Annotated in this window: 17 protein-coding genes; 5 read left to right on the forward strand and 12 right to left on the reverse strand. The window is 64.9% G+C overall.

Translation table 11 applies throughout. The features are described from left to right. Positions 1–30: 30 nt before the first annotated feature. From SPR01S_RS12060 to SPR01S_RS12070, 3 genes are all read right to left on the reverse strand, one after another. Positions 31–1,338 carry a methyl-accepting chemotaxis protein gene (locus SPR01S_RS12060; protein ID WP_066589929.1) on the reverse strand — a complete coding sequence of 436 codons (1,308 nt, stop codon included), beginning with the start codon at positions 1,336–1,338 and terminating at the stop codon, positions 31–33. 97 nt (positions 1,339–1,435) lie between these two features. Further along, complete coding sequence (locus SPR01S_RS12065; RefSeq protein WP_066589934.1) at positions 1,436–1,822, reverse strand: hypothetical protein; 387 nt, start codon at positions 1,820–1,822, stop codon at positions 1,436–1,438. Position 1,823: 1 nt separating this feature from the next. Next, positions 1,824–2,174, reverse strand: coding sequence for a hypothetical protein (locus SPR01S_RS12070; protein WP_066589936.1), 351 nt, complete (start codon positions 2,172–2,174; stop codon positions 1,824–1,826). A 194-nt stretch (positions 2,175–2,368) separates the two neighbouring features. Here SPR01S_RS12070 and SPR01S_RS12075 point away from each other — a divergent pair, with 194 nt between their 5' ends. Then, positions 2,369–3,943: an ABC-F family ATP-binding cassette domain-containing protein gene (locus tag SPR01S_RS12075; RefSeq protein WP_066589939.1), complete on the forward strand. Its 1,575-nt coding sequence runs from the start codon at positions 2,369–2,371 to the stop codon at positions 3,941–3,943. Positions 3,944–4,099: 156 nt separating this feature from the next. Here the strand turns inward: SPR01S_RS12075 and SPR01S_RS12080 are convergent, their stop codons facing one another. The 3 genes from SPR01S_RS12080 to SPR01S_RS12090 all read right to left on the reverse strand — a co-directional run bounded on the left by SPR01S_RS12080 (position 4,100) and on the right by SPR01S_RS12090 (position 9,727). After that, on the reverse strand, positions 4,100–5,341 hold the full coding sequence (locus SPR01S_RS12080) for an NAD(P)/FAD-dependent oxidoreductase (RefSeq protein ID WP_066589941.1): 1,242 nt from the start codon (positions 5,339–5,341) through the stop codon (positions 4,100–4,102). A 111-nt stretch (positions 5,342–5,452) separates the two neighbouring features. Then, positions 5,453–8,038 carry a TonB-dependent receptor gene (locus tag SPR01S_RS12085; RefSeq protein ID WP_066589943.1) on the reverse strand — a complete coding sequence of 862 codons (2,586 nt, stop codon included), beginning with the start codon at positions 8,036–8,038 and terminating at the stop codon, positions 5,453–5,455. Between the two features lie 105 nt (positions 8,039–8,143). Further along, a complete protein-coding gene (locus SPR01S_RS12090) occupies positions 8,144–9,727 on the reverse strand; it encodes a tetratricopeptide repeat-containing sulfotransferase family protein (RefSeq protein WP_174531890.1) in 1,584 nt (527 codons plus the stop codon). A gap of 172 nt (positions 9,728–9,899) precedes the next feature. On the opposite strand from SPR01S_RS12090, the gene SPR01S_RS12095 reads away from it, so the two are divergent. Beyond that, entirely contained in the window at positions 9,900–11,186 is a 1,287-nt protein-coding gene (locus SPR01S_RS12095; RefSeq protein ID WP_084251143.1) for an APC family permease, read from the forward strand. Here SPR01S_RS12095 and SPR01S_RS12100 read toward each other — a convergent pair. After that, positions 11,166–12,794 (reverse strand): phytoene desaturase family protein, encoded by a 1,629-nt coding sequence (locus tag SPR01S_RS12100; RefSeq protein ID WP_066589949.1) that lies wholly within the window; start codon positions 12,792–12,794, stop codon positions 11,166–11,168. The two genes, SPR01S_RS12095 and SPR01S_RS12100, sit on opposite strands and share 21 nt — an antisense overlap. 124 nt (positions 12,795–12,918) lie before the next feature. Continuing rightward, positions 12,919–14,097: an aromatic ring-hydroxylating oxygenase subunit alpha gene (locus SPR01S_RS12105; RefSeq protein WP_066589951.1), complete on the reverse strand. Its 1,179-nt coding sequence runs from the start codon at positions 14,095–14,097 to the stop codon at positions 12,919–12,921. 167 nt (positions 14,098–14,264) lie between these two features. Here SPR01S_RS12105 and betI point away from each other — a divergent pair, with 167 nt between their 5' ends. Next, entirely contained in the window at positions 14,265–14,876 is a 612-nt protein-coding gene (betI, locus tag SPR01S_RS12110; protein WP_066589953.1) for a transcriptional regulator BetI, read from the forward strand. Here betI and SPR01S_RS12115 read toward each other — a convergent pair. Beyond that, positions 14,843–16,240: a M20/M25/M40 family metallo-hydrolase gene (locus SPR01S_RS12115; protein ID WP_066589955.1), complete on the reverse strand. Its 1,398-nt coding sequence runs from the start codon at positions 16,238–16,240 to the stop codon at positions 14,843–14,845. The genes betI and SPR01S_RS12115 overlap by 34 nt on opposite strands. 180 nt (positions 16,241–16,420) lie before the next feature. Here SPR01S_RS12115 and SPR01S_RS12120 point away from each other — a divergent pair, with 180 nt between their 5' ends. Further along, positions 16,421–17,188 (forward strand): PilZ domain-containing protein, encoded by a 768-nt coding sequence (locus tag SPR01S_RS12120; RefSeq protein ID WP_169803426.1) that lies wholly within the window; start codon positions 16,421–16,423, stop codon positions 17,186–17,188. Between the two features lie 358 nt (positions 17,189–17,546). Here SPR01S_RS12120 and SPR01S_RS12125 read toward each other — a convergent pair whose 3' ends face one another. From SPR01S_RS12125 to bglX, 3 genes are read right to left on the reverse strand one after another with little or no spacing between them, the layout of a single operon-like run. Beyond that, positions 17,547–18,221 (reverse strand): DUF6445 family protein, encoded by a 675-nt coding sequence (locus SPR01S_RS12125; protein WP_066589958.1) that lies wholly within the window; start codon positions 18,219–18,221, stop codon positions 17,547–17,549. After that, complete coding sequence (locus tag SPR01S_RS12130) at positions 18,218–20,617, reverse strand: glycoside hydrolase family 31 protein (RefSeq protein WP_245661980.1); 2,400 nt, start codon at positions 20,615–20,617, stop codon at positions 18,218–18,220. Before SPR01S_RS12130 ends, SPR01S_RS12125 begins: the two co-directional genes overlap by 4 nt. A 2-nt stretch (positions 20,618–20,619) precedes the next feature. Then, positions 20,620–22,893 carry a beta-glucosidase BglX gene (gene bglX, locus SPR01S_RS12135; RefSeq protein ID WP_157082212.1) on the reverse strand — a complete coding sequence of 758 codons (2,274 nt, stop codon included), beginning with the start codon at positions 22,891–22,893 and terminating at the stop codon, positions 20,620–20,622. A 338-nt stretch (positions 22,894–23,231) separates the two neighbouring features. Here bglX and SPR01S_RS12140 point away from each other — a divergent pair, with 338 nt between their 5' ends. Continuing rightward, positions 23,232–26,261: a TonB-dependent receptor gene (locus tag SPR01S_RS12140; protein ID WP_066589960.1), complete on the forward strand. Its 3,030-nt coding sequence runs from the start codon at positions 23,232–23,234 to the stop codon at positions 26,259–26,261. Positions 26,262–26,312: the final 51 nt, after the last annotated feature.

Consider the following 26,312-nt stretch of genomic DNA (forward strand, 5'->3'; position numbering starts at 1 on the left):
GGGCCGCACCGTCTCAGCCGAGCTGCAAAGCTAAGCCGCCTCGAGTTCCTCGAGGAAGCTGGTCAGGTGTGTTTCGAGCGAGCGCGCCCTGTTGCCCAGCGCGTCCGCCATGTCGCGCATCCGGGCGGCGTCGTCACCGGTCGCGCTGGCGACATCCAGGATCGCGCGCACGCTCTGATCGATATGGTCGGTCGCAATGCTCGCCTCGGCGACATTGGTCGAAATATGCAACGTCGCGGCGCCCTGGTCATGGACCGCCCCGGCGACGGTGTCCGACAAGGTATCGACCGCGCCGACCGCCTCGACCATGCCGCCTTGCGCCAGCGAGACCTGGTCGACCGCGTGGCGGATATGGGTGATATATTTGCCGATATTGCCCGCCGCGATGCGGGTCTGGGTGGCGAGCGATTTGACTTCCCCCGCGACGACCGCGAAGCCGCGCCCCGCCTCGCCGGCGCGGGCCGCCTCGATCGTCGCGTTGAGCGCGAGCATCGTCGTGCGCTGTGCGATGTCGACGATCAAAGCGGTGACCGATCCGATCTGGTCTGCCGCTCCGGCCAATTGGCCCACCTGGCGCTTGCCGTCAGAGACCAGGTCGACTGCCGCGCGCGTGGCGCGCTTGGCCTCGGCCATCTGCCGTTCGACGCCGTGGAGCGAGTCCGCCAGCGCGCCCCCGCGATCGGCAATCTCGGCCATGTGGATCGCCGCCTGCGACGCCGCGGCCGCGGCATTCGCCGTTGCGCCACCGATCTGATCGGCGCGCTCGGCCATGCGGCCCGACGTGCTTACCACCAGGATCGAGGCGCCGGCCAGGTCGGTGGCGAGGTCGTGCGCGGCCGCCCTGAAGCGTTCTCCCGCCGCCTGGATGCGGTCGGCGCGCGCCGCCCGTCCGGCGATTGCGGCGGCGCTGCGCTCGGCCGCCATGCGCAACAGGCTGGGCTGGTCGATGACGCCATCGAACCGGCCGGCATCGGTCAGGATCACGCCTTCGCCGCCGCCGTCGCGGTGCCAGGCGCGCAGGATGGCGGTGATCCCCGCCGCGCGGTCGACTGTCGGGCATGGGCGGACATGTTGGACCAGATTGCCGCCATAACTGGGGTTGGAGAGCAAAGCGAAGCCGAACGGGCTGAACAGCAGCCGGCGGATATCGCGATCGAGCAACGCCCCGATGGGCGCTCCCGCGGCATCGACTACCGCCAATATCCTGAGCTCGGGTGCGTGGCGGAACACCTCGACTGCAGCGAGCAAGGTCGCATCGGCGCCGATCGACCGCCTATCCGCGACGCGACCGGCACTCGATTGTTCGCCGTCGTCGTTCCAGAGCACTCCGCGACCCATTTCACCCCCTTCGTTACGCGGGCGACCTAGGGCGATCGAGGTTAAGCGGGGGTTAGGCTGAAGTGACAGTCCCATGACATGGAACGATTTTTACATCTCAGCGGCCGAGGTCCCGGTTGCGCAGCATCGCCACGACCATGAAGCCGATCACTGCGATCCAGGCGATACCGGCGATCGACGCGATGATCGTGCTGCCGCCATGGAACAGCCGCCACAACACGACCCCCGACACGATCGCCAGGCCGCCGATCCGGCCCCATAACCGCACCCTGCCGTGAAGCAGGATCTCGATCGCCGCGAGGATCGCGAGCAAGATCGCGACGATCGCCAGGGTCAGCAACGATTCCTTGAGCGCGACGAGGAGCGCTTGGCGATGCCAATTGTTGAACACCGACCCCGCGATCACCAGCACGACCGCGATCGCGATCAGGCCGGGCGGGATGCGGCGCGAGCTGTCGCGTGGGTTGCCGTCGTCGGCACCCATCTCAATAGGCGCAGACCGAGAAGTCCTCGCCGACCCAGCAGGCGCTGTCCCGGCGCGAGCGGATCGCACGGCCCCAGCGCGAATTGATCCCGTCGCGCGTCAGTCCGCGCACGTCCGCGACGCCGCGCTGGGTAACGTAGACAGTGACGCTCACCACGCCCTCGCCGAACGACCGGCCATGGGCGGGGCTCAAGGTGAAGGTGCCGCCGCGCGCAACGACATATTGGCAGGGTCCGCGATAGCTGGTCCCTTCGGAATCGATCACGCAGCGCGCGATCCTGGCCTGGGCGGGCACGGCGGCGGTTCCGGCGGCGATCAGGATCGAGGCGAAAGCGAGCTTGCGGGTGATCATTGGACGACTCCCTGTATCGAATGGCTGGAGGAAATACCCAACCCGCCGCACCGTCAATGGACCGCGGGTTTGCGCGCGCCTTCAATCATTCCTATGTGACGGCTCCAAGACGGGCACGCACGCCCGCCAGCGAAGGAGACCGACCTTGGACAAGACCGTGATCGCCCGATCCGTTTCTCTTGCCCAGGTGCCCTATGTCTTCGTTCGTAACCTTGGATTCGCTGTCGCTCTCGACGCCTGACGGCCGTCCGCTCTTTTCCGATCTGACCCTTTCCTTCGGCCGCCAGCGCGCGGGGCTGGTCGGCCGCAACGGTTGCGGCAAATCGACCTTGCTCCGCGCGATGACGGGAGAAGTCGAGCCCGCTGCCGGCAGTATCGCGCGTTCCGGCAGCGTCGTGCTGCTGCGCCAGGACTGGTCCGACGACACGATCTCCATCGCGGCGGCGCTCGAAGTCGTCGGCCCGCTCGCCCTGCTCCGCCGCATCGAAGCGGGTGAGGGAGATGTCGATGATTTCGCCGCCGCCGACTGGACGCTCGAGGAGCGGATTGACGACGCGCTCGGCGAGCTAGGCTTGGCCGGGTTCGATCTCGATCGCCCGCTTGCCAGCCTGAGCGGCGGACAGCGGACGCGGATCGCCATCGCGCGTGCGGTGATCGCGGCACCCGATCTGCTGCTGCTCGACGAGCCGACCAACAATCTCGATGCCGATGGCCGCGCGGCTATCGCGAACCTGATCGCCGGGCGGAAAGGCGGCGTGGTGGTCGCGAGCCACGACCGCGCGCTGCTGGAGACGATGGATCGCATCGTCGAACTGGCCCCGATCGGCTGCCGGTCGGTCGAGGGCGGCTGGTCCGATTTCGTCGCGATCCGCGATGCCGATCGCGAACGTGCGGCGCAGGCGCTCGACCGCGCCGAGGCCGGATTGCGCCAGGCCGAGCGCGGCGCGCAGGAGCAGCGCCAGAGAAAGGCGCGCCGCGACAAGGCCGGCCGCGCCTTCGGCGCCTCGGGCAGCGTGCCGCGGATCGTCGCGGGCATGATGAAGGAACGCGCCGAGGGCAGTGGCGCGCGCGAGGGAGAGACGGCGCGGCGGCTGATCGGCGAGGCGGAGGTTGCGCGATCGACCGCACGCGAGCGAGTGGAGATCGTGACGCCGCTCCGTATCGACCTGCCGCCGAGCGGATTGTCGTCGTCGCGCGAATTGTTGCGGTTCGAGGGCGCGGTGATCGCGCGCGGCGATCGGCGGATCGGGCCGGTCAGCCTCACCATCCGCGGCCCCGAACGGATCGCGCTGACGGGACCCAACGGCACGGGCAAGACCAGTATGTTGCTGCTCGCGGCTGGGACGATCGAGCCCGTCGCAGGATTGGTGACGCGGTCCGATCGCATCGCCTTGCTCGACCAGCATGTCGACCTGCTCGATCGCGATACGACGATCCTGGCCAATCTCCGCGCGCTCAATCCCGAACTGGGCGAGAACCAGGCTTATGCTGCCCTCGCCCGCTTTGCCTTTCGCAACCAGGCGGCGCTACGCATCGTCGGGACCTTGTCGGGCGGCGAGCGCCTGCGGGCGGGGCTCGCTTGCGTCCTGTCCGCCGCCCGGCCGCCGCAATTATTGCTGTTGGACGAGCCGACCAACCATCTCGATCTCGACTCGATCGAAATGCTCGAAGCGGCCCTGCGCGACTATGACGGCGCGCTACTCGTAGTCAGTCACGATCCGGCGTTTCTCGAAGCGATCGCGATCGAACGAGAAGTTGCGCTGACTTAGAGCATAATAATGGAATCGGCTGGATCCATCTTAATCACCCTCACCCTTCCGGCGCTTCGCGCCTCCCTCCCTCTCCCGATGGGAGAGGGAAGGGGCCCACCGCCGCAGGCGGTGGGAAGGGTGAGGGTGAACGGGTCAGGTCAAATTCGCCCCGTTCTACGCAGTCGGAGCCGAGGCTCGGACCATTTCCTTGAGCGGTACCGCCGCGTCGGCGAGGAGCGCAGGATCGATCACCGCGCCGGTTTCAACCAGCTTGCGGCCCTGGACGTAATCCTTGGTCGCGTTGACGCAGTCGAGCGCGATCACCTTGCCCTGCTTCAGGTGCACGACCGAGAAACTGCGCGTCGCCGGGTCGCCGCGCACCACCGCTTGATCGTAACCGATCGAGAGTCCGATCGTCTGGAGCTTGAGGTCATATTGGTTCGACCAGAACCAAGGCGTCGCTTCATAACCGACTTCCTCGCCCAGGATCGTCTTGGCTGCGACCGTCGCCTGGTCGGTCGCGTTCTGGACCGACTCCAGCCGCACCGCCGCGCCATCGGCGAAGCGATTGGCATGGAGCGCGCAATCGCCGACCGCGAAAATGTCGGGCAGCGAGGTGCGGCATTGCGCGTCGACGCGGACGCCGTTGCCGCCCTCGGCACCGGCGGCGATCAGCGGCTCGACCGCCGGCACGATGCCGATCCCGACCACGACGAGATCGGCGGGTACGACATTTCCATCGGCGAGGCGCACGCCGGTCACGTTGCCGTCGCCCTCGATCGCGGTGACCGCGACGCCCAGACGGACGTCGACGCCGTGCGCGCGATGCTCGGCCTCGTAGAAATGCGAGAGATCCGGGCCGGCGACGCGTGCCATCACGCGGTCGAGCGCCTCGAGCAGGGTCACGTGCTTGCCGAACTTGGCGAGCACTGCCGCCGCCTCCAGCCCGATGAACCCGCCGCCGATCACGACCGCATTGGTCACATCGGGCAGTTCGGCGATCATGCGATCGGCGTCGGCGCGGGTGCGCACGGTATGGACGCCGGCCAGATCATGACCCTGACACGACAAGCGCCGCGCCTGGCCGCCCGTCGCCCAGATCAGCTTGCCATAGTTGATCGCGACGCCGTCAGCGGTGGTGACGCGATGCGCTGCCGGATCGACCGCAACGACGCGGCGGCCGGGCAGCATCGTCACTTCGCGCTCTTCCCAGAACGCCGGCTGGCGGATCAGGATACGGTCGAAGCTCTTGTCCCCTGCAAGATATTCCTTGCTCAGCGGCGGGCGCTCATAAGGCAATTCGGGCTCGTCGCCGATGACCGCGATCGACCCGTCGAACTTGCCTTGCCTGAGGGCGATCGCCGCCTGCGCGCCGCCATGGCCCGCTCCGACGATAAGGACGTCAAACTGTTCCATCGGGATCCGTTAGGCACAAAGACCGGGTCGCGCCAGCGTGGCGATGTATCGCTTGCCCTAGCTCCGCAATAGGCGGCGCGGCCGTCACCCGACTGCCGCGCCCGACCCTTGCTAGAACTTCGACCCGACCCTGACCCCGACGGTCTGCGGGCGGATCGGAACGATATACGGCCGCTGTCCGCAGCTGCCGCACTCCTGGAAGCGAGAGAGCTGGCCGCGGGTGTCGAAAGCGTTTTCGATGAAGACTTCGAGGTTGAAGTTCTTGAATTCCGCCCCGAGCGCGAAGTTCGCCGTGGTGAACGCCTTCAACCGACCAAGCAATGCCGCCGGGTTGATGACGTTACCGGTTCCCGCTTCGTAGATCGCAGTACGTATGTCGGAGGCCGCCGAGCTCTGGTACGATACGACGGCTTGGCCGTAGACCTTCGCATCGCCGACCGGAGCAGTATAGCGCGCCGTCCCGTTGAGCTTGACCTTGGGCGTAATCGGCAGCCGAATGCCGTTCAGCGCGGACGGCATATTACCAGCAGGACTGGTACAGGTGAACGTCGGATCGTCACCGAGGCACAGGTTCTTCGTTATCTTGGCATCGGTATAGGACCCTGATGCGGTCAGGCTGAGCCCGCCGAGGGTCAATGCGCTATCGAATTCGGCGCCCCAGATGCGTGCATTGGGACCATTGTGGATCTCGGTGAAGCTGTTTTGGCCGAGGAACGAGAACTGGAATTTGTCCCAGTCCTGGCGATAGACAGCCGCGTTGAACCGCAGCTTGCCGCCGAACCAGGTGGTCTTCGCCCCAAGCTCGTAATTGGTCAGGAAGTCGGCGGCATAAGGTGCCACGTCGGCGCGGCGGTTGATGCCGCCCGGACGGAAGCCGCGCGATACCGTGCCGTAGAACAGCAGTCCGGGCTTCGGCTTCCAACCCAGGTTGAATCGATAGGTTACGCCCTGGCCGGATGCTTCGACGGGGATGACACCCCCGTTGGAATAAACACCAAGGTTGGTACACGGTGCGCCTGCCACCGCTGGGGGCAACAGGGTCGTCGCTCCGCCGGTGGCGAGCGCATTGCGCAACCGTTGTCCGCCGGTCGTGAAACACTGGATGAAACCGGTCTTCGAGCTTCCCGCGCCGTTATAGGGCGAATCGGTATAGCCGCCGCCCGGATTGCGACCGAATCCGAAGAAGCCGATGAGTGTATTGTCGTAGATGAACGCGCGACCACCGGCGGTGAGCGTGAGCGTAGGCGTGATATCGTAGCTCGCTTCGCCGAACATCGCGTAATCCTTGTCGACGCGATGCTGCTGGGTCAGCCACAAGGTGCCCGGCCAACCGTTGACCGACAGGTCGGTAGCCAGACCCGGAATCTGATAATCCTGATGAATGAAGTTGCTCTGACGCTGATAGAAGGCGCCGGCGACGATGCGGAACCGGTCGGTCGAGGGCGACGCGACGCGGAATTCCTGGCTCATCTTCTTGAAATGATCGGTACCGACGACGCGCTGGCGCGGGTCGATCGTGTTGCCGGCATTGTCCTGATAATAGAAATAGCCCGCCAGGCCGCCGACCGACGAATAGAGATTGTCATAGGCTTCGGCATAATCGGTATAGTCGCTCGACTGCAGGTCCTTGCGGTCGAGATAGGCTGCGGCATAGGTCACGTCCCAATTGCCGACCTTGCCCTCGATCGTCAGGCCCGCCTGCCAGAACTTGTCGCGGCGATACTCCGGGTAGAAATGCTGGACTTGCAGGTCGCCGACCTTCGGATCGAACCCGTACGATCCATGGCTGCGCGTATCCTGGTAGAGGAAGCTCGGCGTGATCGTCCAATTGCTGTCGAGATCGACCTTGAGTGCAGCGCGGCCGCCCCAGATCTCGGTGTCGTTATAGTCCTTCTTGACGAAGGCATTGTTGTTGACCGTGATGCCGCCATCGGGCCGGATCGTGTCGTTGGGCTGGGATGCGACCGCGGGAGACGCGCCGGCGAGGAAGCTGCGCGTGCCGGGCACGTTATCGATGAAGCCAGCATCCTTCTCGTAATAGCCGGAGGCGCGGAACGCGATATTCGACGACAGCGGGAGGTTGATCATCCCCTCGGCCTTGCCGCCCCAGCCGCCCTTGCTGACCTTGTTGCCCTCGAGATCGACCCGGCCATAGGTCCCCGACGTATCGGGCTTGTTGGTGATGATGCGGATCGTGCCCGCCTCTGACGAGGCGCCGTACAGCGTGCCCTGCGGACCCGACAGGCTCTCGATGCGCGCAATGTCATAGATATGGACGTCGAGATTGCCGCCGATCGTCGTCACCGGCTGTTCGTCGAGATAGACGCCGACCGAGGGGAGCGAGCCCGAATGATTGCCGTCGCCGCCCGATGCGACGCCGCGCATATAGACGACGTTGGTGCCCGGCGTGCCGCCCAATGCCTGGAACGACACCGACGGCAGCGACGCGACATAATCCTGGAAATTCGAGATGTTGAGCTCGTCGAGCTTCTTGGTGCTCAGCGCCTGAACGCTGATCGGCACGTTCTGCAGGGTCTCGGACCGCTTCAGCGCGGTGATGACGATGTCGCCATTGTCCGGCTGGTTATTGGCCTGACTATCGGGTGCCGGCGGGGCGTCCTGCGCCAGGGCCGGAGTGGCGGCGAGTGCCGCGGAAGCGAGCAGCGCGCTGACGGCGAGACGGCGGCCAAAGAGCATCGAAATCCCCAATTTCGTTTTTGTTACGCTAGCGTGTTAGCAGACGCAGCATCCGTCAAGCGAAGAGCGGCCCTCACGACATTTACGTGCCGACGCGTTGCGTTTTTACAACGTGGCCGGGACGGCCGGATAGCTGTCTAGCACGTGGCCCAGCGCGGTCTTGAGCGATTCGAGCCAGGGCTCGAACGGCTTCCAAGCCTCCGTCCCCTCACGAAAAATCGGCTGACGCACCTGCTCCGAGCTGGCCGTGCGCACTGCGCGTTCGGTTTCGTGGAACGCCAGACAGGCGGGTTCGAACTCCAGCCCGCAATAGTCGAGCAGCCTGCGCACTTCGCGCTCGGTATGATCGACCATCTCCTCGTAGAGCACGCGATGGACTCGCCCCGGCAGCACGCGATCGACATGCGCCATCAGCCGCACATAGTCGCGATAATAACGGCCCATGTCCTCCAGCGCGTAGCTGAACGCCTGGCCGCGCGCGAAATGCTGTTTGAAGTTGGAGAAGCAGCATCCGAGCGGATGCCGCCGCGCGTCGATGATCTTCGCCTTGGGCAGGATCAGGTGGATAAACGGCAGATGCGCCCAGTTATTGGGCAATTTGTCGATGAAGAACGGCCGGTCGGTGCGGCGCTGGATGCGCGTCCGCTTGAGATATTCCTCGCCCAGTGCGCGCAACTTTTCGGGCGAGAGGTCGGCGACGCTTTCGGGATAATTGGGATCGCGCCGCGCCAGCGCCGGGATGTCGGGCAGTTCCGACGTACCCTCGACCAGGCTGTGGCTCGACAATATCTGCTCGATCAGGGTCGAACCCGCGCGCGGCATGCCGAGGATGAAGATGGGATCCGGTGCGTCGCACCCCTGGCCGGCGCGCGCGGCCAGGAAATCAGGCGTGAACAGTGCGATCGAGCGGTCGACGAAGCGTTCGGTCTCGTCGGCCTCATAGACCAGCTTCGTCCGCCGTAGCGCGTTACCTGCCTCATAGCGACGGAAGGCGGCCTCGGCCTGACGGCGATCCTCGAACGCCTTGCCCAAAGCGAAATCGAGGTGGAAGCGGTCCTCGTCCGAGATTGCCGGATCGGCAAGCGCGCTTTCCATCGCCGCGATATCGCCCTCGTCGAATTTGACCGTCTTGAGGTTGGCAAGGCTCCACCACGCCTCGCCCAGGGCCGGCATCAGCGCGAGCGCGCGGCGATAGGCGGCGATCCCGTCCTGCTGGCGCCCGACGGTCTTGAGGATGTGCCCATAGGTCATCCACACGCGCGGCTGGTTGGGCGCATCCTTCAGCACGCGATCGTACAGCGCGATCGCGCTGTCGAAATCGCCCACTCTGCCGAACGCCGCGGCTTGGAGATTGGCGTGCCCCGGATTGTCGGGATCCTCGGCAACCACCTGCTCGAGTTCCTCGATCGCCTCGGCCGGACGGTTGAGGCGGTACAGGACCAGCGCGAGATTGGCGCGCGCGGCGGTAAAGGCCGGGGACAATTCGATCGCGCGCCGCAGCAGTGCCTCGGAATCGCGATAGCGCCCGATCCGGCCCGCGAGTTCGGCGAGCATGCGCATCGCCGCGACGTCGAACGGATCGTCCTTGAGATGCTGTTTGAGCAAAGGTTCGGCGACGTGCAGGGCATTGTCGTTGAGCGCCATCGCCGCCTCGACAAGGCGCGGATGATAGCGCCCAGCCATTGCCATCCCGCTTGTTCCGCCTGCTGCCCCGTTTGTCATGCGGGGGTACCCTAAGGCGCACATTCGAGGCCCGCAACGTGCCGAATAAAGCCCCTCCCCTTCAGGGGAGGGGCTAAACCGGTTCTCCTAGCGCAGCCCGTTCCAACGTGCTTTGCTGCACGCCGAGGGGAGCCGCGCAATGGACACCAGCGACAAAAGACCTTTCGGATTCTGGACCGCCACCGCGCTCGTCGTCGGCGGGATGATCGGGTCGGGCATCTTCATGATGCCGGCCGCGCTGGCGCCGTTCGGCTGGACCGGCTCGATCGCCTGGATCGTCAGCATCGCCGGGGCTCTGGCGATCGCCTATACGATCGGCCGGATGGCGCAGGCCATGCCGGAGGCGACCGGCGCCGTCGCGATTACCGGTGCGGCGCTGGGCGAATTCCCGGGCGTGCTGGTCGGCTGGAGCTATTGGGTATCGGTGTGGTGCGCCAACGCCGCGATCGCCACGGCCGCGACGTCCTATCTGGCTGCGATCGTCCCACCGCTCGACGCGACGCCATGGGCCGGCGCGTTGACCTCTGTCGCCTTGCTATGGTTGCTGACCCTGCTCAACCTCGCCGGCGCGCGGGCGGCGGGGCGGTTTCAGGTGGTGACGACGATCCTCAAGATCACGCCCTTGATCGCGGTCATCGTCATCGCGCTGTCGCTCGGGGTAAGCGGACAGGTCCATCTGCCGGCTTTTCCCGCCGAGCAGGCGGTGATCGCCAGCATCGCCACCGCCGTCACGCTGACCCTGTTTCCGCTGGTCGGCTTCGAATCCGCCGGGGTCGCCGCCGAGCGCGTGCGCGATCCCGAACGCAACATCATGCGCGCGAGCATGGCGGGGACGATCGGTACGGGTTTGCTCTACATCCTGGTCTGCTCGGCGATCGTGCTGATCCTGTCGCCGGACGCGGTGACCAAATCCTCCGCGCCGTTCGCCTTGTTCGTCGGCCAGTTCTGGGGGGCCGGCGCGTCACAGACGATCGCCCTGTTCGCTGCCATCGCCGCGATCGGCGCGCTCAACGGCTGGGTCTTGATCCAGGGCGAGGTGCCGCTGGGCATGGCGCGCGCGGGGTTGCTGCCCAGCTGGTTCGCCAAGGTGTCGGCGCGTGACGTGCCGGTGCGGGTGCTGCTGCTGTCCTCGGCGCTTGGGACGGTGCTGCTGCTCTTTACCGCCAGCCCCACCCTCGGCGGCGTTTTCCAGTTCATGGCGATCCTGGCGTCGTGCGCGACCCTCTGGCTCTATCTCGCCATTTGCGTAGCAGCCCTGGTCCGCCGCATCGCGATGCCGACCGCGGCGATCGGCCTGGCATTCTCGCTGTTCGCCTTCTGGGGCGCCGGATGGGAAGCGGCCGGCCTCAGCGTCGTGCTGATGCTGACCGCAGTCCCGCTCTATTTCTTGCGCCCCAGGGCGTCCCTAGCCGAACAGCCGGCCTAGCACCGAGCGGTCGCGCAGGATTTCGTGCGCGGCATTGTGGCCCGGCGCGCCGGTCACGCCGCCGCCGGGATGCGTGCCCGCGCCGCACATATAAAGGCCCTTGATCGGGCTGCGATAATCGCCGTGCCCGAGCACTGGCCGCGCCGCCCAGAGCTGATCGAGCGACATGTTGCCATGCATGATGTCACCGCCGATCAGCCCGAACTTGCGTTCGAGATCGAGCGGTGAATGGATCTGGCGCGCGATGATCGATGCCTTGAAATTCGGCGCATGCTCGTTGACCGTGTCGATGATCAGGTCCGCCGCTGCCTCGCGCTCTTCGTCCCATGACCGTCCGTCCGGCAGCGTCGGTGCGAATTGCTGGCAGAACAGGCTGGCGATCTGCATCCCCGGCGGTGCCAGGCTGTCGTCGACCGAGGTCGGCAGCTTCATCTCGACGATCGGCTTTTTCGACCAACCGAACGCCTTCGCGTCGGTGAACGCCTGATCCATGTAATCGAGCGTCGGGGAGATGATAATCCCGCAGGTATGATGCTCGGCCTTCTCCTTGCCGGGCAGCACGGTGAAATCGGGCAATTCGCTGAGCGCGACGTTCATCCGGAACGTGCCCGACCCCGCTTTGAAACGGTCCATGCGATGCGCGAATTCGGGCGGCAGGTCGGCGCGGTCGACCAATTGGCGGAAGAGCAAGGCGGGCCCGGCATTTGACGCGACGATCGGCGCAGCGATCTCCTCGCCGCTTTCCAGCACGACGCCGGCGACCTTGCCGCCCCCGGCCTTCGCCGGGGCAGGCTCGACCAGCACGCGCGCGACGGGCGCTTCCAGGCTGATTTCGACCCCGGCTTCCTCGCACGCCTCGGCCATGTACTTGGTGATCGCGCCCATGCCGCCGACCGAATGGCCCCACATGCCCTTCTTGCCATTCACTTCGCCGAAGACATGGTGGAGCAGGACATAGGCAGAGCCCGGCGTGTCCGGGCTGGCGTAATTGCCGACCACCGCGTCGAAGCCGAACGCGGCCTTGATATACTCGTTCTCGTACCAGCCATCGAGGAAATCGCGCGCCGACTTGACGAACAGGTCCATCACGTCGCGCTGCGCCTCGATAGGCATGCCGGCGAGCTTCTTGCCCTGAACCGCCGCCGCGATCAGCGCGCGCAGGCCGCCACCCGCATTGGGCGGGGTCTTGAGCGACAGGTCGCGCAGCACGTCGGCGACGCGTTCGAGCGCTTCCTCATATTTGGGGAAGGTATCGGCGTCCTTCTGGCTGTAGCGCGCGAATTCGGCGCGCGTCCGATTCTCGCCGCCGCCGAGCTTGAGATAGCCGTTTTCGTGCGGGAAGAAGTTGCTGATCGTGCGCTCGATGATCCGCCAGCCGCGCTCGTGCAGGCGCATGTCCTTGATCACCTTGGGCCGCAACAGACTGACCGTATAGCTCGCGGTCGAGTTGCGGAATCCGGGGTGGAATTCCTCGGTCACCGCCGCGCCGCCGACGATGTTGCGGCGTTCGAGCACGCGCACCTTGAGCCCGGCGCGCGCGAGGTAGAAGGCGCAGACGAGGCCGTTATGGCCCCCGCCGATGATCACAGCGTCGTATTTCTTGGTCATTCCCTCAACCCCAATCCGTCATCCCCGCGAAAGCGGGGACCTAACTCCCGTTCGTGCCCCAAATACGACTTTCGTTGCGCGCGGCGACGGCCGGAGATGGGTCCCCGCTTTCGCGGGGATGACGTCAAACTTGTCGCGGCCGCCGCGACCACCCTGGTGCCGGCGCGCGGTGCAGCCGTGCTTCCGGGATGATGTGGCGGATCTTCCTGGCGAAGCTGCGCAAGCACACTTCGCTCGCGCCGATCGGGCCCGCCGCATAGCTTTGCGAAGCCATGCCCTGCTGGACGCGCTCGATCAGCCAGGTGTCCTCGGCATTGACCACGCGATTTATCCGCCAATTGGCATAGCGCACCAGCTTCATCTCGCGACGATCATCGGGCAGCGCGAATGCCATTTCGCGCAGCACGCTGGTGGTCGGCGTCAGCGGCAGCCATTGCATGAAGTCGATCTGATCGGCGTAGAGGTCGAACGCCATGTTGGGCCAGAGCTTGTAATAGAGCCATAGCCGCTGGTTCGCCTCTGGCAGATGATGCGCGCGCGGCAAATGCTTCTGGTAGAAGCGCTCCCAGAAATTGTCCGACACGCGATCGACGACCCCGCCCGACATCTTGTCGACCCAGGGCTGTGCCTCGATCGCGTAGCTTTTGCCGAACAGGCGCGTCAGTCCGTCATGCGCGACCGGGATGTGGAGGTTGTCCGAATAATTGTCGCCGACATTCTTCCAATTGACCTGGCGCTCGCGCAGCCGGACCGGGCTGATGCAGCGCATGTCCTCGAAACGATAGGGCGCGATTTCGTGGTCGTAGGGCGCCATCATCGCAGCGACCGACGGTCCGCCATCGTCCTGCAACCGCACGAACACGAAACCGCGCCAGATCTCGACATCGAGCGCGGCGAGGCCGTTATCCTCGAGCCGCAGCGCGGGATAATCGCCCTTCATCGGTACCCCCGACAACCGGCCGTCAGTCTCATAGACCCAGGCATGATAGGGGCAGACCAGCTTCTTCGCGCACCCTGTCGGCCCCTCGACCAGCCGCATCGCGCGATGGCGACAGACGTTTGTGAAAGCGCGAACCTCACCGTCCTGACCGCGCATCGCGATCACGCTTTCGCCGAGATAGTCGAGCGTGTGGAAGTCGCCGGGCCGGGCGATATCGCTCTGGTGACAGACGATCTGCCACGACGGACGCAGCACGCGCGCCATCTCGACCTCAAAATATTCGGGGTCCGTATAGAGCCAGCCGGGCAGGCTCCAATCGGCGTCGGGATCGTGCTCCTCTATGTCGGCGTAGCGATGCGCCATGACTACTCCCCGATTGCTTGTTGTACGATCGTATAATAAGGAACCGGTTATTGCAACTACCGTCATGCCGGGCTTGTCCCGGCATCCACTGTGCATCATGCAGCGACGGAGAGATGGAGGAGTGGACCCCGGCACAAGGCCGGGGTGACGACTTACAGACGGATGATATGAGCAAACCCGCTTTTTCCCGCGCCGAACCCGATGCGCGCCGCCAGAGCCTGATCGAGGCGACCGCGCGCGTGCTTGCTCGCGACGGGGCGACCGGCGCATCGGTCCGCCCGATCGCTGTCGAAGCGGGCGTTTCGCCGGGACTGATCAATCACTATTTCGCCGGCATCGAGGCGCTGATCGCGGCAACCTATTCGGCCGTCGGCGAGCAGGTCAGCAACGCGCTGGCCGCCGCGGTCGCGGCCGCGGGAACCGATCCGCGCGCGCGCCTGACCGCTTATGTCACCGCCAGTTTCGCCCCGCCGATCGCCGACCGCGCGTTGCTCGCGACCTGGATCGCGTTCTGGAGCCTGACCGGAAAGCCGCAGATCGCCGAGCGCCACGACGCGATCTACGCGCGCTATCGCGAGGATCTGGAGGCGTTGCTGGCCGAATGCGGGATAGCGCAAGCCGACCGCCGCCTGACCGCGATCGCAATCACTGCATTGGTTGACGGCCTATGGCTCGAACTCTGCCTGTCGCCCGACAGTTTCACCGCCGACGAGGCGCGCGGCCTCGCCGAGCGGCAGCTAGCGACCTATTTCGACAGGTCCGCCAGCAGCGACAGATAATAAGTGACCCCCGGGGCGATGTTGCTGATCGGCGTGCGCTCGTTCAGCCCGTGGCTGAAATCCTCCGATTCCTTGATGAAGGTCGGGCTGGCGCCATAGCTCGGCACGTTGTGATATCGGAACCACATGCTGTCCGACGCGCCCGAGGACATTGCCGGGAAGACCGGGACGCCGGGATAGACCTTGCCCATCGCGCGATTGACCGCGGCGATGAAATCGGGCCGCATCGGCGACGCGTCATTGGCGACCGAGCCTTCGGTCACGTCCTTGAACGCGATGGCGGGATCGCCAGCGACCTTTTGCAATTCCGCCATGATGTCGGCGGGCTTGTGGCCGGGGAAGATGCGGCAATTGATGTTGGCCGTCGCCTTTTGCGGCAACGCGTTCAGGGCGTGGCCGCCATTGACCATCGTCGGCACGCAAGTCGTACCGATCCGCCCGGCCGTGCTTGGGTTGTTGCGCAGTACCGCCAGCGCCTTTTCGTCATTGGGGTTGGCGACGAACGCCTTGAGCGCGGCGCCAACCTCGGGCTCCTCATAGGGCGCCGCCTTGCTCAGCGCCTCGCGCGTCAGGTCGCTCAGTTCGGGTTTGAAATGATAGGCGCCGATCTTCTCGAGCGCCGCGGATAATTGAACGATCGCGTTGACCGGGCGCGGCGCCGAGGAATGGCCGCCGGGATTGGTCACGGTCAGTTCGAAATCGGCATAGGTCTTTTCGGCACCCTGCCAGGTCCAGTATTTGGGCTTGGCGGTCGCCTCATCGAGAACGCCGCCGCCGCCATCGATGTTGAGGACGAGGTCGGCGTCCTTCAATTTCTCGGCGATGATCGCCGAGGTCTTCATCCGCGTTTCCTCGTCGCCCGAAAATTCGATGATGATTGTCCGTTTCGGCTTGTACCCCTCGCGACGCAGCTCATTGAGCGCAGCGATCGCCATCGTGCCGTCGAGCTTCATGTCGGTGGCGCCGCGACCGAACAGATAGCCGTTCTCGACCACCGGGGTGAACGGATCGCGCTGCCAGTCGGACGGCTTGGCTTCGACCACGTCCATATGACCGGAAATAACCAGGGGCTTGAGCTTGGGATCGCTGCCCGGCCAGGTCGCGATCAGATAGGCGGTGTCGTCGACCGGGGTGATCTCGACATCCTTGTCCGCAAAACCTCCGGCAACCAAAGCGGCCTTGTAGAGCGCGGCCACTTGCGGCGTCTGGTTGTTCGGGCCCGCGACCGAGCGCAACGCGATGGCCTTTTTGGCGAGCGCGAGCGCCTCGCTGTCAGCCTGGGGATGCCCGGCGGTCTTTGGCGCCGCCGCGCCCGCCGTTGCCACCAACGCCGCCGCCATTGCGGCCAGTCCGAACTTGTTCATCAACGACCCCTTTGTTGTACGATTGGACTGTCGACCATCCGCCGCCGCGGAGCAAGCGTAACAATCGTGCGCGGGAAATCACCGATTCGGATTTTTTTCACCATAATCGCGGTGACTTGGGGCCCGCCGTCAGTACTTCATTAACGAACGTTCTTCAGAATGGCCTGCGGCGGATTGCGGTTGGCGGGGGTTTCCCGCGAAGGGCACCGCCAGCCGGCAGCGTACCGGGCAGGACGAAGCTGGAGCGACCGCCCGGTATGGGCGATCGCCGATACCATGGGGATGACGCTCGAAGTGGAGGGCCGCATGTTCGAATCGCATGACGATGCGCCTCTGGCCCATTCGCCGTCGAGCACATCCGTGCCTGATGAAGAACGTCGTCATGGCGCCCGCCACATCGCGGTCATGCGCGTTGCCAAACTGCATACGCGCCACGGCGAGGAACTGTGCCTCGTCCGCAACATCTCGCCCGGCGGGCTGATGGCCAATATCTGGTCGGACCTGGCGATCGCCGATCTGCTGACTGCGGAGTTCAAATCCGGGCACCGCGCCTCGGGCCATGTCGTGTGGCGGCGCGAGAATCGCATCGGGGTGCAGTTCGACGAGGAAATCGACGTGGCCATGGTGCTCGGCGGGGACGAAGACCCCGCGCCGGGCTTCCACGCACGCGCACCGCGCATCAACATCGCGGCGCGAGGCCGGCTGCGCTGCGGCGCGCATTATTATGCCGTCGACCTGCGCGATATCTCGCAAGGCGGCGCGCGCATCACCTCCGCCGATCCCAATTTCTGGGAAAAGATCGACGGGCCAATCGTGTTGTCGGTTACAGGCCTGCCGCCGATCGAAGGCACCGCGCGCTGGCACGATTCGAGCAATGCCGGACTCGCCTTCAACAGCCCGATCCCGCTCGACGCGATCGCCCGCTGGATCGCCGCAAACCGCGGCTAGAGTCGTTTTCAGCTTCGCTGAATCGGTACCGGCCCGCTCCCCCACCCGGCCGCCCATAGAATACCCTGTTGGGCGGCCGGGCGGGGGAGCGGGCGGAGCAGAAGGTTCCGGCGATGCGCAGCATCGTTGGAATGACTGCGTAGGGCGGTACCGCAACCGTTTCAGCTTTGCTGAAACAGAGGCTGGCCTAGCCTATCGTCCCCCATTCCGTCGCCCCAGCGAAAGAACATCGGGTTGAGCGCGCCCCGCATGCTCAAGGATCGTCCGGGGGACGATCCGACCCGACGTTGGTCTCAGGCGAAAGCGCAATGCGGCTTGAGATCCCAGCTTTCGCTGGGATGACGCTAAACGGAAACGATCATCCCCTGCGGCCCTTGATGAAGATGTTGGCGGTCAATCGTCCCACGCGCGGATCGGCGCTGAACACCATATCGGGAGGGATGATGCCCGAATGCAGCATCGACCCGCGATAAATCGCCATCCGGTCGCGCACGCCTTCGACTTGCCCGATCTGGTCGTAATGCTGGTTGGAGCCGTGGGTGTATCCCGACAGATCGCCGTTCACGCGGCGTGCCGTCGCAACGAAACGTTCGACATTGTGGTCGTCGACCAGCTCGATGCCCGTCGCGCGCTGGCGGAAGAATGCCGTGCCGGGCGTGTCGCTGAGATAATGGAGCACCGCCAGATAATCGGGGTCGGTCGAATCGAAGTGCGGCGCGCGCTGCGCCGGATCGAGCGCGTCCGGTACTGTCGTCACCATCGAAAAGCTCGCCGCGAGCAATTCGAACGTATCGACATCGAAGCCGCCGCCGATGAACGGCCCCGCTGCCTGAAGCAACCGCTCGACATAGCCATAGGCCGCGTCCCCGACCGCGATTGGTTGGCGCAGGCCGGGGTAATAGGTTCCGCTGCTCACCGGGAACGGCGCCATTGCCGCCGCCAGTTCGACCACTTCGTCCACCGCGCCGGTGAAGTCGTCGACCACGACCACCGGACTCTGGGCCTCGCCCACGCGGCGTAGTTCGGGTTTCACGGCTGGATCGCGATCCGGGCTCCCCTGGGAAGATCGGGAAGCGAGAATCGCAGCGCGCCGTCCACGACCCGCGCGGCGATCTTCTTCGACCCCATCCTGACCGTCGGCATGCCGCCCTTCCAGCCGTGGATCACCACGTCGAACCCAGTCCACCAGGGTTTATAGCTGCCGCTGCGCGGGTCGAAGCTGAGCGCGCCCGCGTCGCAGCGGATCGCCTGGCGCAGGAAGCCGCCACGCTGATAGGCGAAGCTGACCCCGTCATCGAGATAGAGCGATCCGGCGCAATCGCTGCCCGGATAGACGTTGATCTCCATCGCGCCCTTGGGCGTCTCCGCGGTCGACTGGACCAGCGGCTGTTTCGGGATGATCGCGCCCGGGCGAACGAACACCGGCAAGCGGTCGAGCCGCGGCGTTTCCTTGACCGATGCGCCCTCGACCCGCTCGCCGGTCCAGTAATCGTACCAGCCGCCGCCGGGCAGGCCGATGTCGTACGGCGCGGCCGATTCCCAGGTCTGCGGCTGGGCGATCAGCAGATCGCGCCCGAGCATGAACTGGTCCTCGGTGCCGCCGACGCGGTCGCCACCCTTCACCACCGCGGGATATTCGAGCACGACCGGGCGCATCAGCGGCAGTCCGGTGCGGCTATTCTCCTCGGCCAAGCCGTAGAGATACGGCATCAGCCGATAGCGTTCCTCGATATAACGCCGGCGGATATTCTCCTGCTGCGCGCCGTGCACCCACACTTCCTGCTCGGGTTTCCCCTTCTGGTAGTGATCGCGCATGATCGGGTTGAACGCGCCGACCTCGATCCAGCGGGTGAGCAATTCGGGGGACGGCGCGTTGCCGGCGAAGCCACCGATATCCGCGCCCGAATAAGAAAAGCCCGACAGGCCAAGGCTGACCAATTGCGTGGTCGACAGCGAGAGATGCGCCCAGCTCGACGTGTTGTCGCCGGTCCAGGTCGCCGAACAGCGCTGGCCGCCGGCATAGGAGGCGCGGGTCATCACGAACGGACGGCGGTCGGGCGCGAGCCTCTTCACGCCCTCATAGGTCGCGCACGAATTGAGCATGCCGGTGATGTTGTGGGTCTCGGCCTGGGTCGTCTTGCGCGTCTTGAAGCCCGGCGAATCGATCGTGTTGACCACGTCGATCGGCATGGTCTTGGTCGGCGAGTTGAACACCGCCGGCTCGTTCATGTCGTTCCAGAATCCGGCCACGCCCATGCCGACGAACTCGGCATAATTGCGGCCCCACCAGTCGCGCGCCTTGGCCTGGGTGAAGTCCGGGAAAACCGCCGGGCCCGGCCAGACCGGGCCGACGAACGGGGTGCCGTCGGGGTTCTTCATGAACACATCCGCCGCCATGCCGCTGTCATAGGGCGCATAGCCCTGGTTCGGCGCATTCGCGATGTGGAGATCGGTGATCACCACCAATTTCATCTTCATCGCGTCGAGCTTGGAGACGAGGCCCGGCAAATCGGGATAGGCCTTCTTGTCGACGGTGAACGGGCGGTTCCTGTCCTGATAATCGATGTCGAGCCACAGCACGTCGGCCGGAATCTTGTCGTTGCGCAGGCGGTCGGCGATGCCCTGCGCCTGCACCTGGGTCATGTAGCTCCAGCGCGATTGCTGGAAGCCTAGTGCCCATTTCGGCGTCAACGGCGCGGGGCCGGTGAGGTAGGCGTAATCCTGGACCACGTCCTTGGGCGTCGCCCCGGTCATGACATAATAATCGACCCCGCCGCCCTCGGCGCCGAACGAAAAGGCCGCGCGCTCCGACTTGCCGAGGTCCATGAAGCCGCGCCAGGTGTTGTCCATGAACAGCCCGTACGTGCCGCCCGCCTCGTTCAAGCCGATGACGAACGGGATCGACTTGTAGATCGGGTCGGTGGCGGGCGTGTAGCCGAACTGATCGGTGTTCCAGAAGGTATAGGCGCCGCCGCGCCGGTCGAGCGGGCCGGTCTTATCGCCAAGGCCAAAGAAATGTTCGTCATTGGGCATCGCCTTGCGGACGCGAAAACCGCCATTGTCGAAGCGGATCGGGGTGCCGGGAGCGTCGGCCAGGATCGTCTTGCCGGCGAGGTCCGTGATGGTGATCGCCAGCGTCTTGTCGTCGACGCGGACGACCAACTGCGACGTGCGGATTTCGGTAGCATCACCCTTGTCGCTGATCTGCAGCGGCACGCGCGTTTCGCGCGCTTGCGGCAGGACCGCCCAGGACGCATCCTCCGGCAGCGACCCTTCGCCGGCGCGGACGCGGATGATGTCGGCGCGCGGCGCGCTGATCTCGATTTTGATGCCGCCGGCGGAGGCGGTGTAATGGTCGACGGACTTCGCCGCCGCCATGCCCGACAGGGCCAGTGCGGCGGTGGCGAGGATCAGGTGCCTGAGGCGCAATTCTATGCTCCAGCCTTGAGGACAAAGGTGGCGGGGGTGCCCGCCATCGCATTGGGCGCGATCCATACATCGAACGCGCCGGGCTCGGCATAGCTCTTCTTGTCTGGGTGTACGAACCCGAGATCGGCGCGGCTGAGCGTGAAGCTCACGGTCGCGCTCTGCCCGGGTGCGAGATCGAGATGCTTGATGCCCTTCAGCGAGCGCACTGGCTGGGTCAGGCTCGCGACCTTGTCGTTGATGTAGAGCTGTGCGACCTCGTGCATCGGCCGCGTGCCGGTATTGGTCACAGTCGCGGTGACGGTGACGGAACCGGCCCAGGGGATGCTCGCCGCGCTGACACTCGTCGCCGAATAGCTCGCCGCCGAATAGGTCAGGCCGAACCCGAACGGATAGAGCGGCTCGTCGGTCACTTCGCGATACCGCGCCTTGTAGGCCTTGTCTGCGGTCAGTTGCGGGCGTCCGGTGCGGCGGTGATTATAATAGAAAGGCTCCTGCCCCGACGCTTGCGGGAAGCTCACCGGCAGGCGCCCCTGGGGGGCGTAATCGCCGAACACCACGTCGGCGATCGCATTGCCCGTCTCCGACCCCAGGAACCAGGTCGCCATGATCGCCGGCGCGTTCCTCACCGCGCCGGTCAGCGCCAGCGCGCGCCCGTGACGGAGCAGCACCACGATCGGCTTGCCGGTCGCGGCGACCGCCTCCGCCAGCGCCAGCTGCGGCGCGGGAATGCCGATATCGACACGCGCCTGCGCCTCGCCCGACATGCTGGCGCTTTCGCCGAGCAATAGCACGACGACATCGGCTTCCTTCGCCAGACGCACCGCCTTGTCGATCTCGCCATCGATCGGCGCCTCATAGTCCGAACCGCGCGTGACGCTGAGCTTGGCCTTATCGCCGAGCGCGGCGCGGAGCCCTTCTTCGACCGTCACGCAGCTCTCGTAATCGGGGAAATTGGCCCAGGGCCCGGGATAATCGCCCTTCTGGCTCACTGCCGGCCCGATCAAGGCGATCTTGCCCTGCTTCCGGAGCGGCAGGAGGTTGCCCTCGTTCTTGAGCAGCACCATCGATTTGCGCCCCGCCTCGCGCGCCAGAGCGATCGCGTCGGGGCGGCGAACGTCGCGCGCCTCGCGCACCGGGTCGAGCGAGCGATAGGGATTGGCGAACAGGCCCATCGCCTTCTTGACGTAGAGCACGCGGCGAACCGCGGTATCGACCACCGACATCGGGATGCGGCCGGCCTTCACGAGATCGGGCAGGTGCTTCCAATAGAGTCCCGACTGCATCGAGATGTCGCAGCCCGCGGTCAGCGCCTTGACCACCGCGTCGGGGCCGTCGGCGGCATAACCGTGCAGGATCAGCTCCTCTTCGGAGGTATAGTCGCTGACCACCAGCCCCTTGAATCCCCATTCGCCGCGCAGGATGTCGGTCAGCAGGTAATGATTGGCGGTCGACGGCACCCCGGCGATGTCGTTGAAGCTCGACATGGTGGTGATCGCGCCGGCGTCGAACGCCGCCTTGAACCCCGGCAGATGGATCTCGCGCAGAGTCGTGTCGGGGATGTCGGCGGTGTTATACTCCATCCCGCCCTGTACGGCGCCGTACGCCGCGAAATGCTTGGGGCAGGCGAGCATCGAATCGTTGCGGCGGATGTCCGGCCCCTGGAAACCACGAACGCGTGCGCGGGCGAACTGGACGCCGAGCCAGGTGTCCTCGCCCGACCCTTCGACCACGCGCCCCCAGCGCTGATCGCGCGCGACGTCGACCATCGGCGCGAAAGTCCATTGGATGCCCTTGGCCGACGCCTCGACCGCCGCCGCGCGCGCGGTGCGTTCGGCAAGGCCGGGGTCGAAACTGGCGGATTCGCCCAGCGGCACCGGGAAACTGGTCTTCATCCCGTGGATGACGTCCCCGGCGAAGATCAACGGGATCTTGCTCGGGCTTTCCTCGATCGCGACCTTCTGCAGCTCGCGGCCGATCGTGGTGCCGATACCGTTGAACAGCCCGACGATCTCGCCGCGACGGATGCGGGCCTTGAGCTCTTCCAGGCCCTGCTGCGCGATGCCGGGATTGAGTACCGGCCCCTCGGTTCGCGCCGCCAGCGGATCCGAATAGATCGACAGCTGCCCGGCTTTATCCTGAATGCTCATCTTCGCGATCAGCCGCTCGATGAACGGATCCGTCGCCGGGACCGACTTGGCCAGCGCGGGGACAGCCGCCGACACCATCGCGACGGCTGACGCACCCTTGAGAAGGTCGCGGCGGGACAGGTCGGACATGGCTTCTACTCTCCTTGGTGATGCCGCCCCGCCACAGGTCCGGCAAATCCGGACCGCGCGATTCGCGGCAGTCGATTTCTTCTTGGCGAATGCGCATGAAACCGGTTACGGTGCAACTGTGGAACCGGTTACGCGGCCGTGAGAGTCGCCCCCGCCCACCCGGCAGAGCTTGCCGGCGGAGGAGAGGATTCAGATTTAAGGCAATGGCTGCGAGCCAATCACATCGATCGATAGCTTCGAGGCGCCCGGACTGCTTCCGGCGCGCGCGAAGCGTCGTGACATCCTAACCAATGAACAACCGGACAAAGGGCGCTGGCGCCCGAGCAAGGGGAATTGAGATGACCAACCTGATGAGGGCAAGCCTGCGGGCCGCACTCGCGACCACCATCTTGGCCGGCGGCGCGCTGGCGCTAGCGACGCCGGCCGCGGCGCAGACGACCTCGACCATTCAAGGTCATGTCGACGGTGCGGCGCCCGGAGCGACCGTTGTCCTCACGGACACGAACACCGGCCATCAGGATACCGTCACGGTCGATGCCAACGGCAATTACGTCCTGGTCGGCGTGCCGCCGAGCACCTATCGGGTCGAGTCGGGCGACAAGTCCGTCGTCGTCGTGGTGCCGCTGAACCAGGCGGTGACGGCCGACCTGATCGCCGCGCCGGACACGACGAAGGACATCGTCGTGACGGGCTCGCGGGCAAGGGATGTCCGGACGTCCACGGTCAGCACCAACATCTCGCGCTTCCAGCTCGAGAATCTGCCAAATGGCGATCGCAACTTTCTCGCCTTCGCCGCACTGGCACCCGGCGTCACCGTTTCGCCGCAGACGCTAAACGGCGGCTCGCGTCAGGTGCAAGCGGGAGCCGTCAATTCGGACAACACCAACACCTTCATCGACGGCATCAGCATCAAGAACCTAGTTAATCACGGCGGCACGATCGGACAAAATTATTCGTCGGGGAACCCGTTCCCGGCGTCGGCCGTCGACCAATTCGACGTCCAGACTCAGAACTTCAAGGCCGAATTCGAGCAGGCCGGCTCGGCAGTGATCTCGTCGGTGACGAAAACCGGCGGTGACAAGTTCAGCGGCGAAATCTTCGGCGAGTGGCAGCCCAAGGCGTTCATCAGCCGGAATTACTTTGACCGGCCCGGAAAGGTGAACAACGCAACGGCCCCCTACGCCGTCAAGCCGAATTTCGACACGAAATATTACGGCGGGAACCTTGGCGGCCCGATCATCAAGGACAAGCTAACCTTTTTCGTTGATTTCGAAGGAACGAAGAAGACTTTCGCGTCCAACGACATCGGCGTCTATCAGGGCAGCGCGCTGGACGCTTTGCCCTATGCCCAGACCGCGCGTTCGAAATATAACGGCAGCTTCCCGGAGACCTTCGACGAAAAGCTGTACTTCGGCAAACTGACTTTCTTCGCGACCGCTGCAGATACGATCAACGTCAGCGCGTTCATCCGCAACGAAGCCAATCTGCAGATCAACGCCGGCGTGACGACGGTCGACGCATCGTCCAACAACCGTAACGACGAGCACCGCTACCAGCTGACATGGAGCCACCGCGGAACCAATTGGCTCAACGAGTTCATCTTCGCGCGCGATGCGGCGGCCAACGGGTCGATCCCCAACGTTGCCGGATCCTCTTACGTAGTGACCTACAATCCCGGGGCCCCCAATCCGGGTATCTTCGATTCGAGGGTGCTGGTGCTGGGCGGCACCAACTTCGCGCAGGATGACCATCAATATCAGACGTTATTCAAGGACAATGTGACCTTCTTCGGCGGAGCGCACACGATCAAAGCTGGCGTCAAGGTTAACGTCACCAAGCTGCAGCGGCTCGAGAACAATAACGGTAATGGGACGTTCTTTTACGACGCCACCTCGTTCAACGGGATCGGTTCGTCCACGCCCTATGCAGCGACGATCAATTCCGCGAACGTCCAGCCGGTCTCGGCCAACAACACCGAAATCGGCGCCTTCATCCAGGACGACTGGAAGCCGGACGAGCATTGGCAGATCAGCGCCGGTCTGCGTTGGGACTATGAGTCCAATGCGCTGAACAATAAATTTGTGACGCCCGCCGGCATCGCAGCGGCGCTTCGAGCCTATCCGGGCTGGCAGGCCGCCGGGATCAATCCCGACGACTACATTTCGACTGGGAACAACCGGAAGCCCTTCATGGGCGCATTCCAGCCGCGGCTCGGCATCTCCTACGACCCGAAGGGCGATCGCAGCCTCGTCTTCACATTGGGCGCCGGACGCTATTACGATCGCTCGCTGTTCATCGACTCGGCGATCGAGACGATCAAGGACAAGTACGAATCGGTCGCCACCATCCGGACGCCCGCCGGAGGCTGCACCATTAGTCCGGGTGACCCGACTTGCGTGGCGTCGATTCCGACCAACATCGATCAATTGCGCGCTCTGGCGGCGATGCAGGGCGGCGAAGTGCACCTGCTCAACAACAGGACCAAGACACCATATTCCGATCAGGTAAGCGCCTCGATCAGGAAGCGCGTCGGAGTGATCAACACCTCGATCACCTTCTCGTACATCCGGTCGCACAACATCTACCAGGAAGTCGTCGGCAACCGGAATCCGGACGGTACCTACAGCCCGGGCGGCAATCCGATCTATACCTACCAAGGAAACGTGTACTCGGCCGGGATCTTCTATGGTGGATCGGCTATATTCAATGCGCCCTTGCCCGGATACGGAAGCATCTTCATCGGCAACAGCGACGGCAAGGCGAGTTACGCCGCGTTGTACCTACAGGCCGACAAGCCTTATACCGAAGCGTCGCGTTGGGGCTTCAGCACGACGCTGACCATCTCAAGCGCGCGGTCCAACGACTCGCGGAACGGCGCGTCGATCGGCGACCCGTTCAATTTCGACGCCCCGACTATCGGCGCACAGGGCTGGGGCAATTCCAGCAGCCTCGAGCGGTGGCGGTTCGTCGGTTCGGGTACGATCGGGCTACCATTCGGCATCCGCGCAACCACGCTCGTCACGCTGTCGTCGGGGCCCTCCTATGGCGGCGTGATTTGCAACGTCCCAGCCACTGCGCCGGGCGGCGGCGGATGCTACCTGACCAACTTCGGCATCTATCGGCCCAAGGGGATTGGCTATAAGAACGTCGACTTCAACATCACCAAGACGATCAAGCTGCCCGGACATACCGAGCTGACAGTATATATGCAGGCGCTCAACGCATTTGATTTCGTCAACCGCAACTATTCGCAATGGAGCGGCGGTTTCCAGAGTATCGGTGGCCCCGGCCCGACGTTGCAACCTGATGCGGGCTCGGTCGCAAGCCAAGGACGCAACTTCAAGGTCGGTGCACGGTTCAAGTTCTGAAAAACCGCCGAGTCGGAAAGTGAAGGGGCGGGCCGATCGATCGACCCGCCC

The sequence above is a fragment of the Sphingomonas pruni NBRC 15498 genome (assembly GCF_001598455.1).
Taxonomy (GTDB): Bacteria; Pseudomonadota; Alphaproteobacteria; order Sphingomonadales; family Sphingomonadaceae; genus Sphingomonas; species Sphingomonas pruni.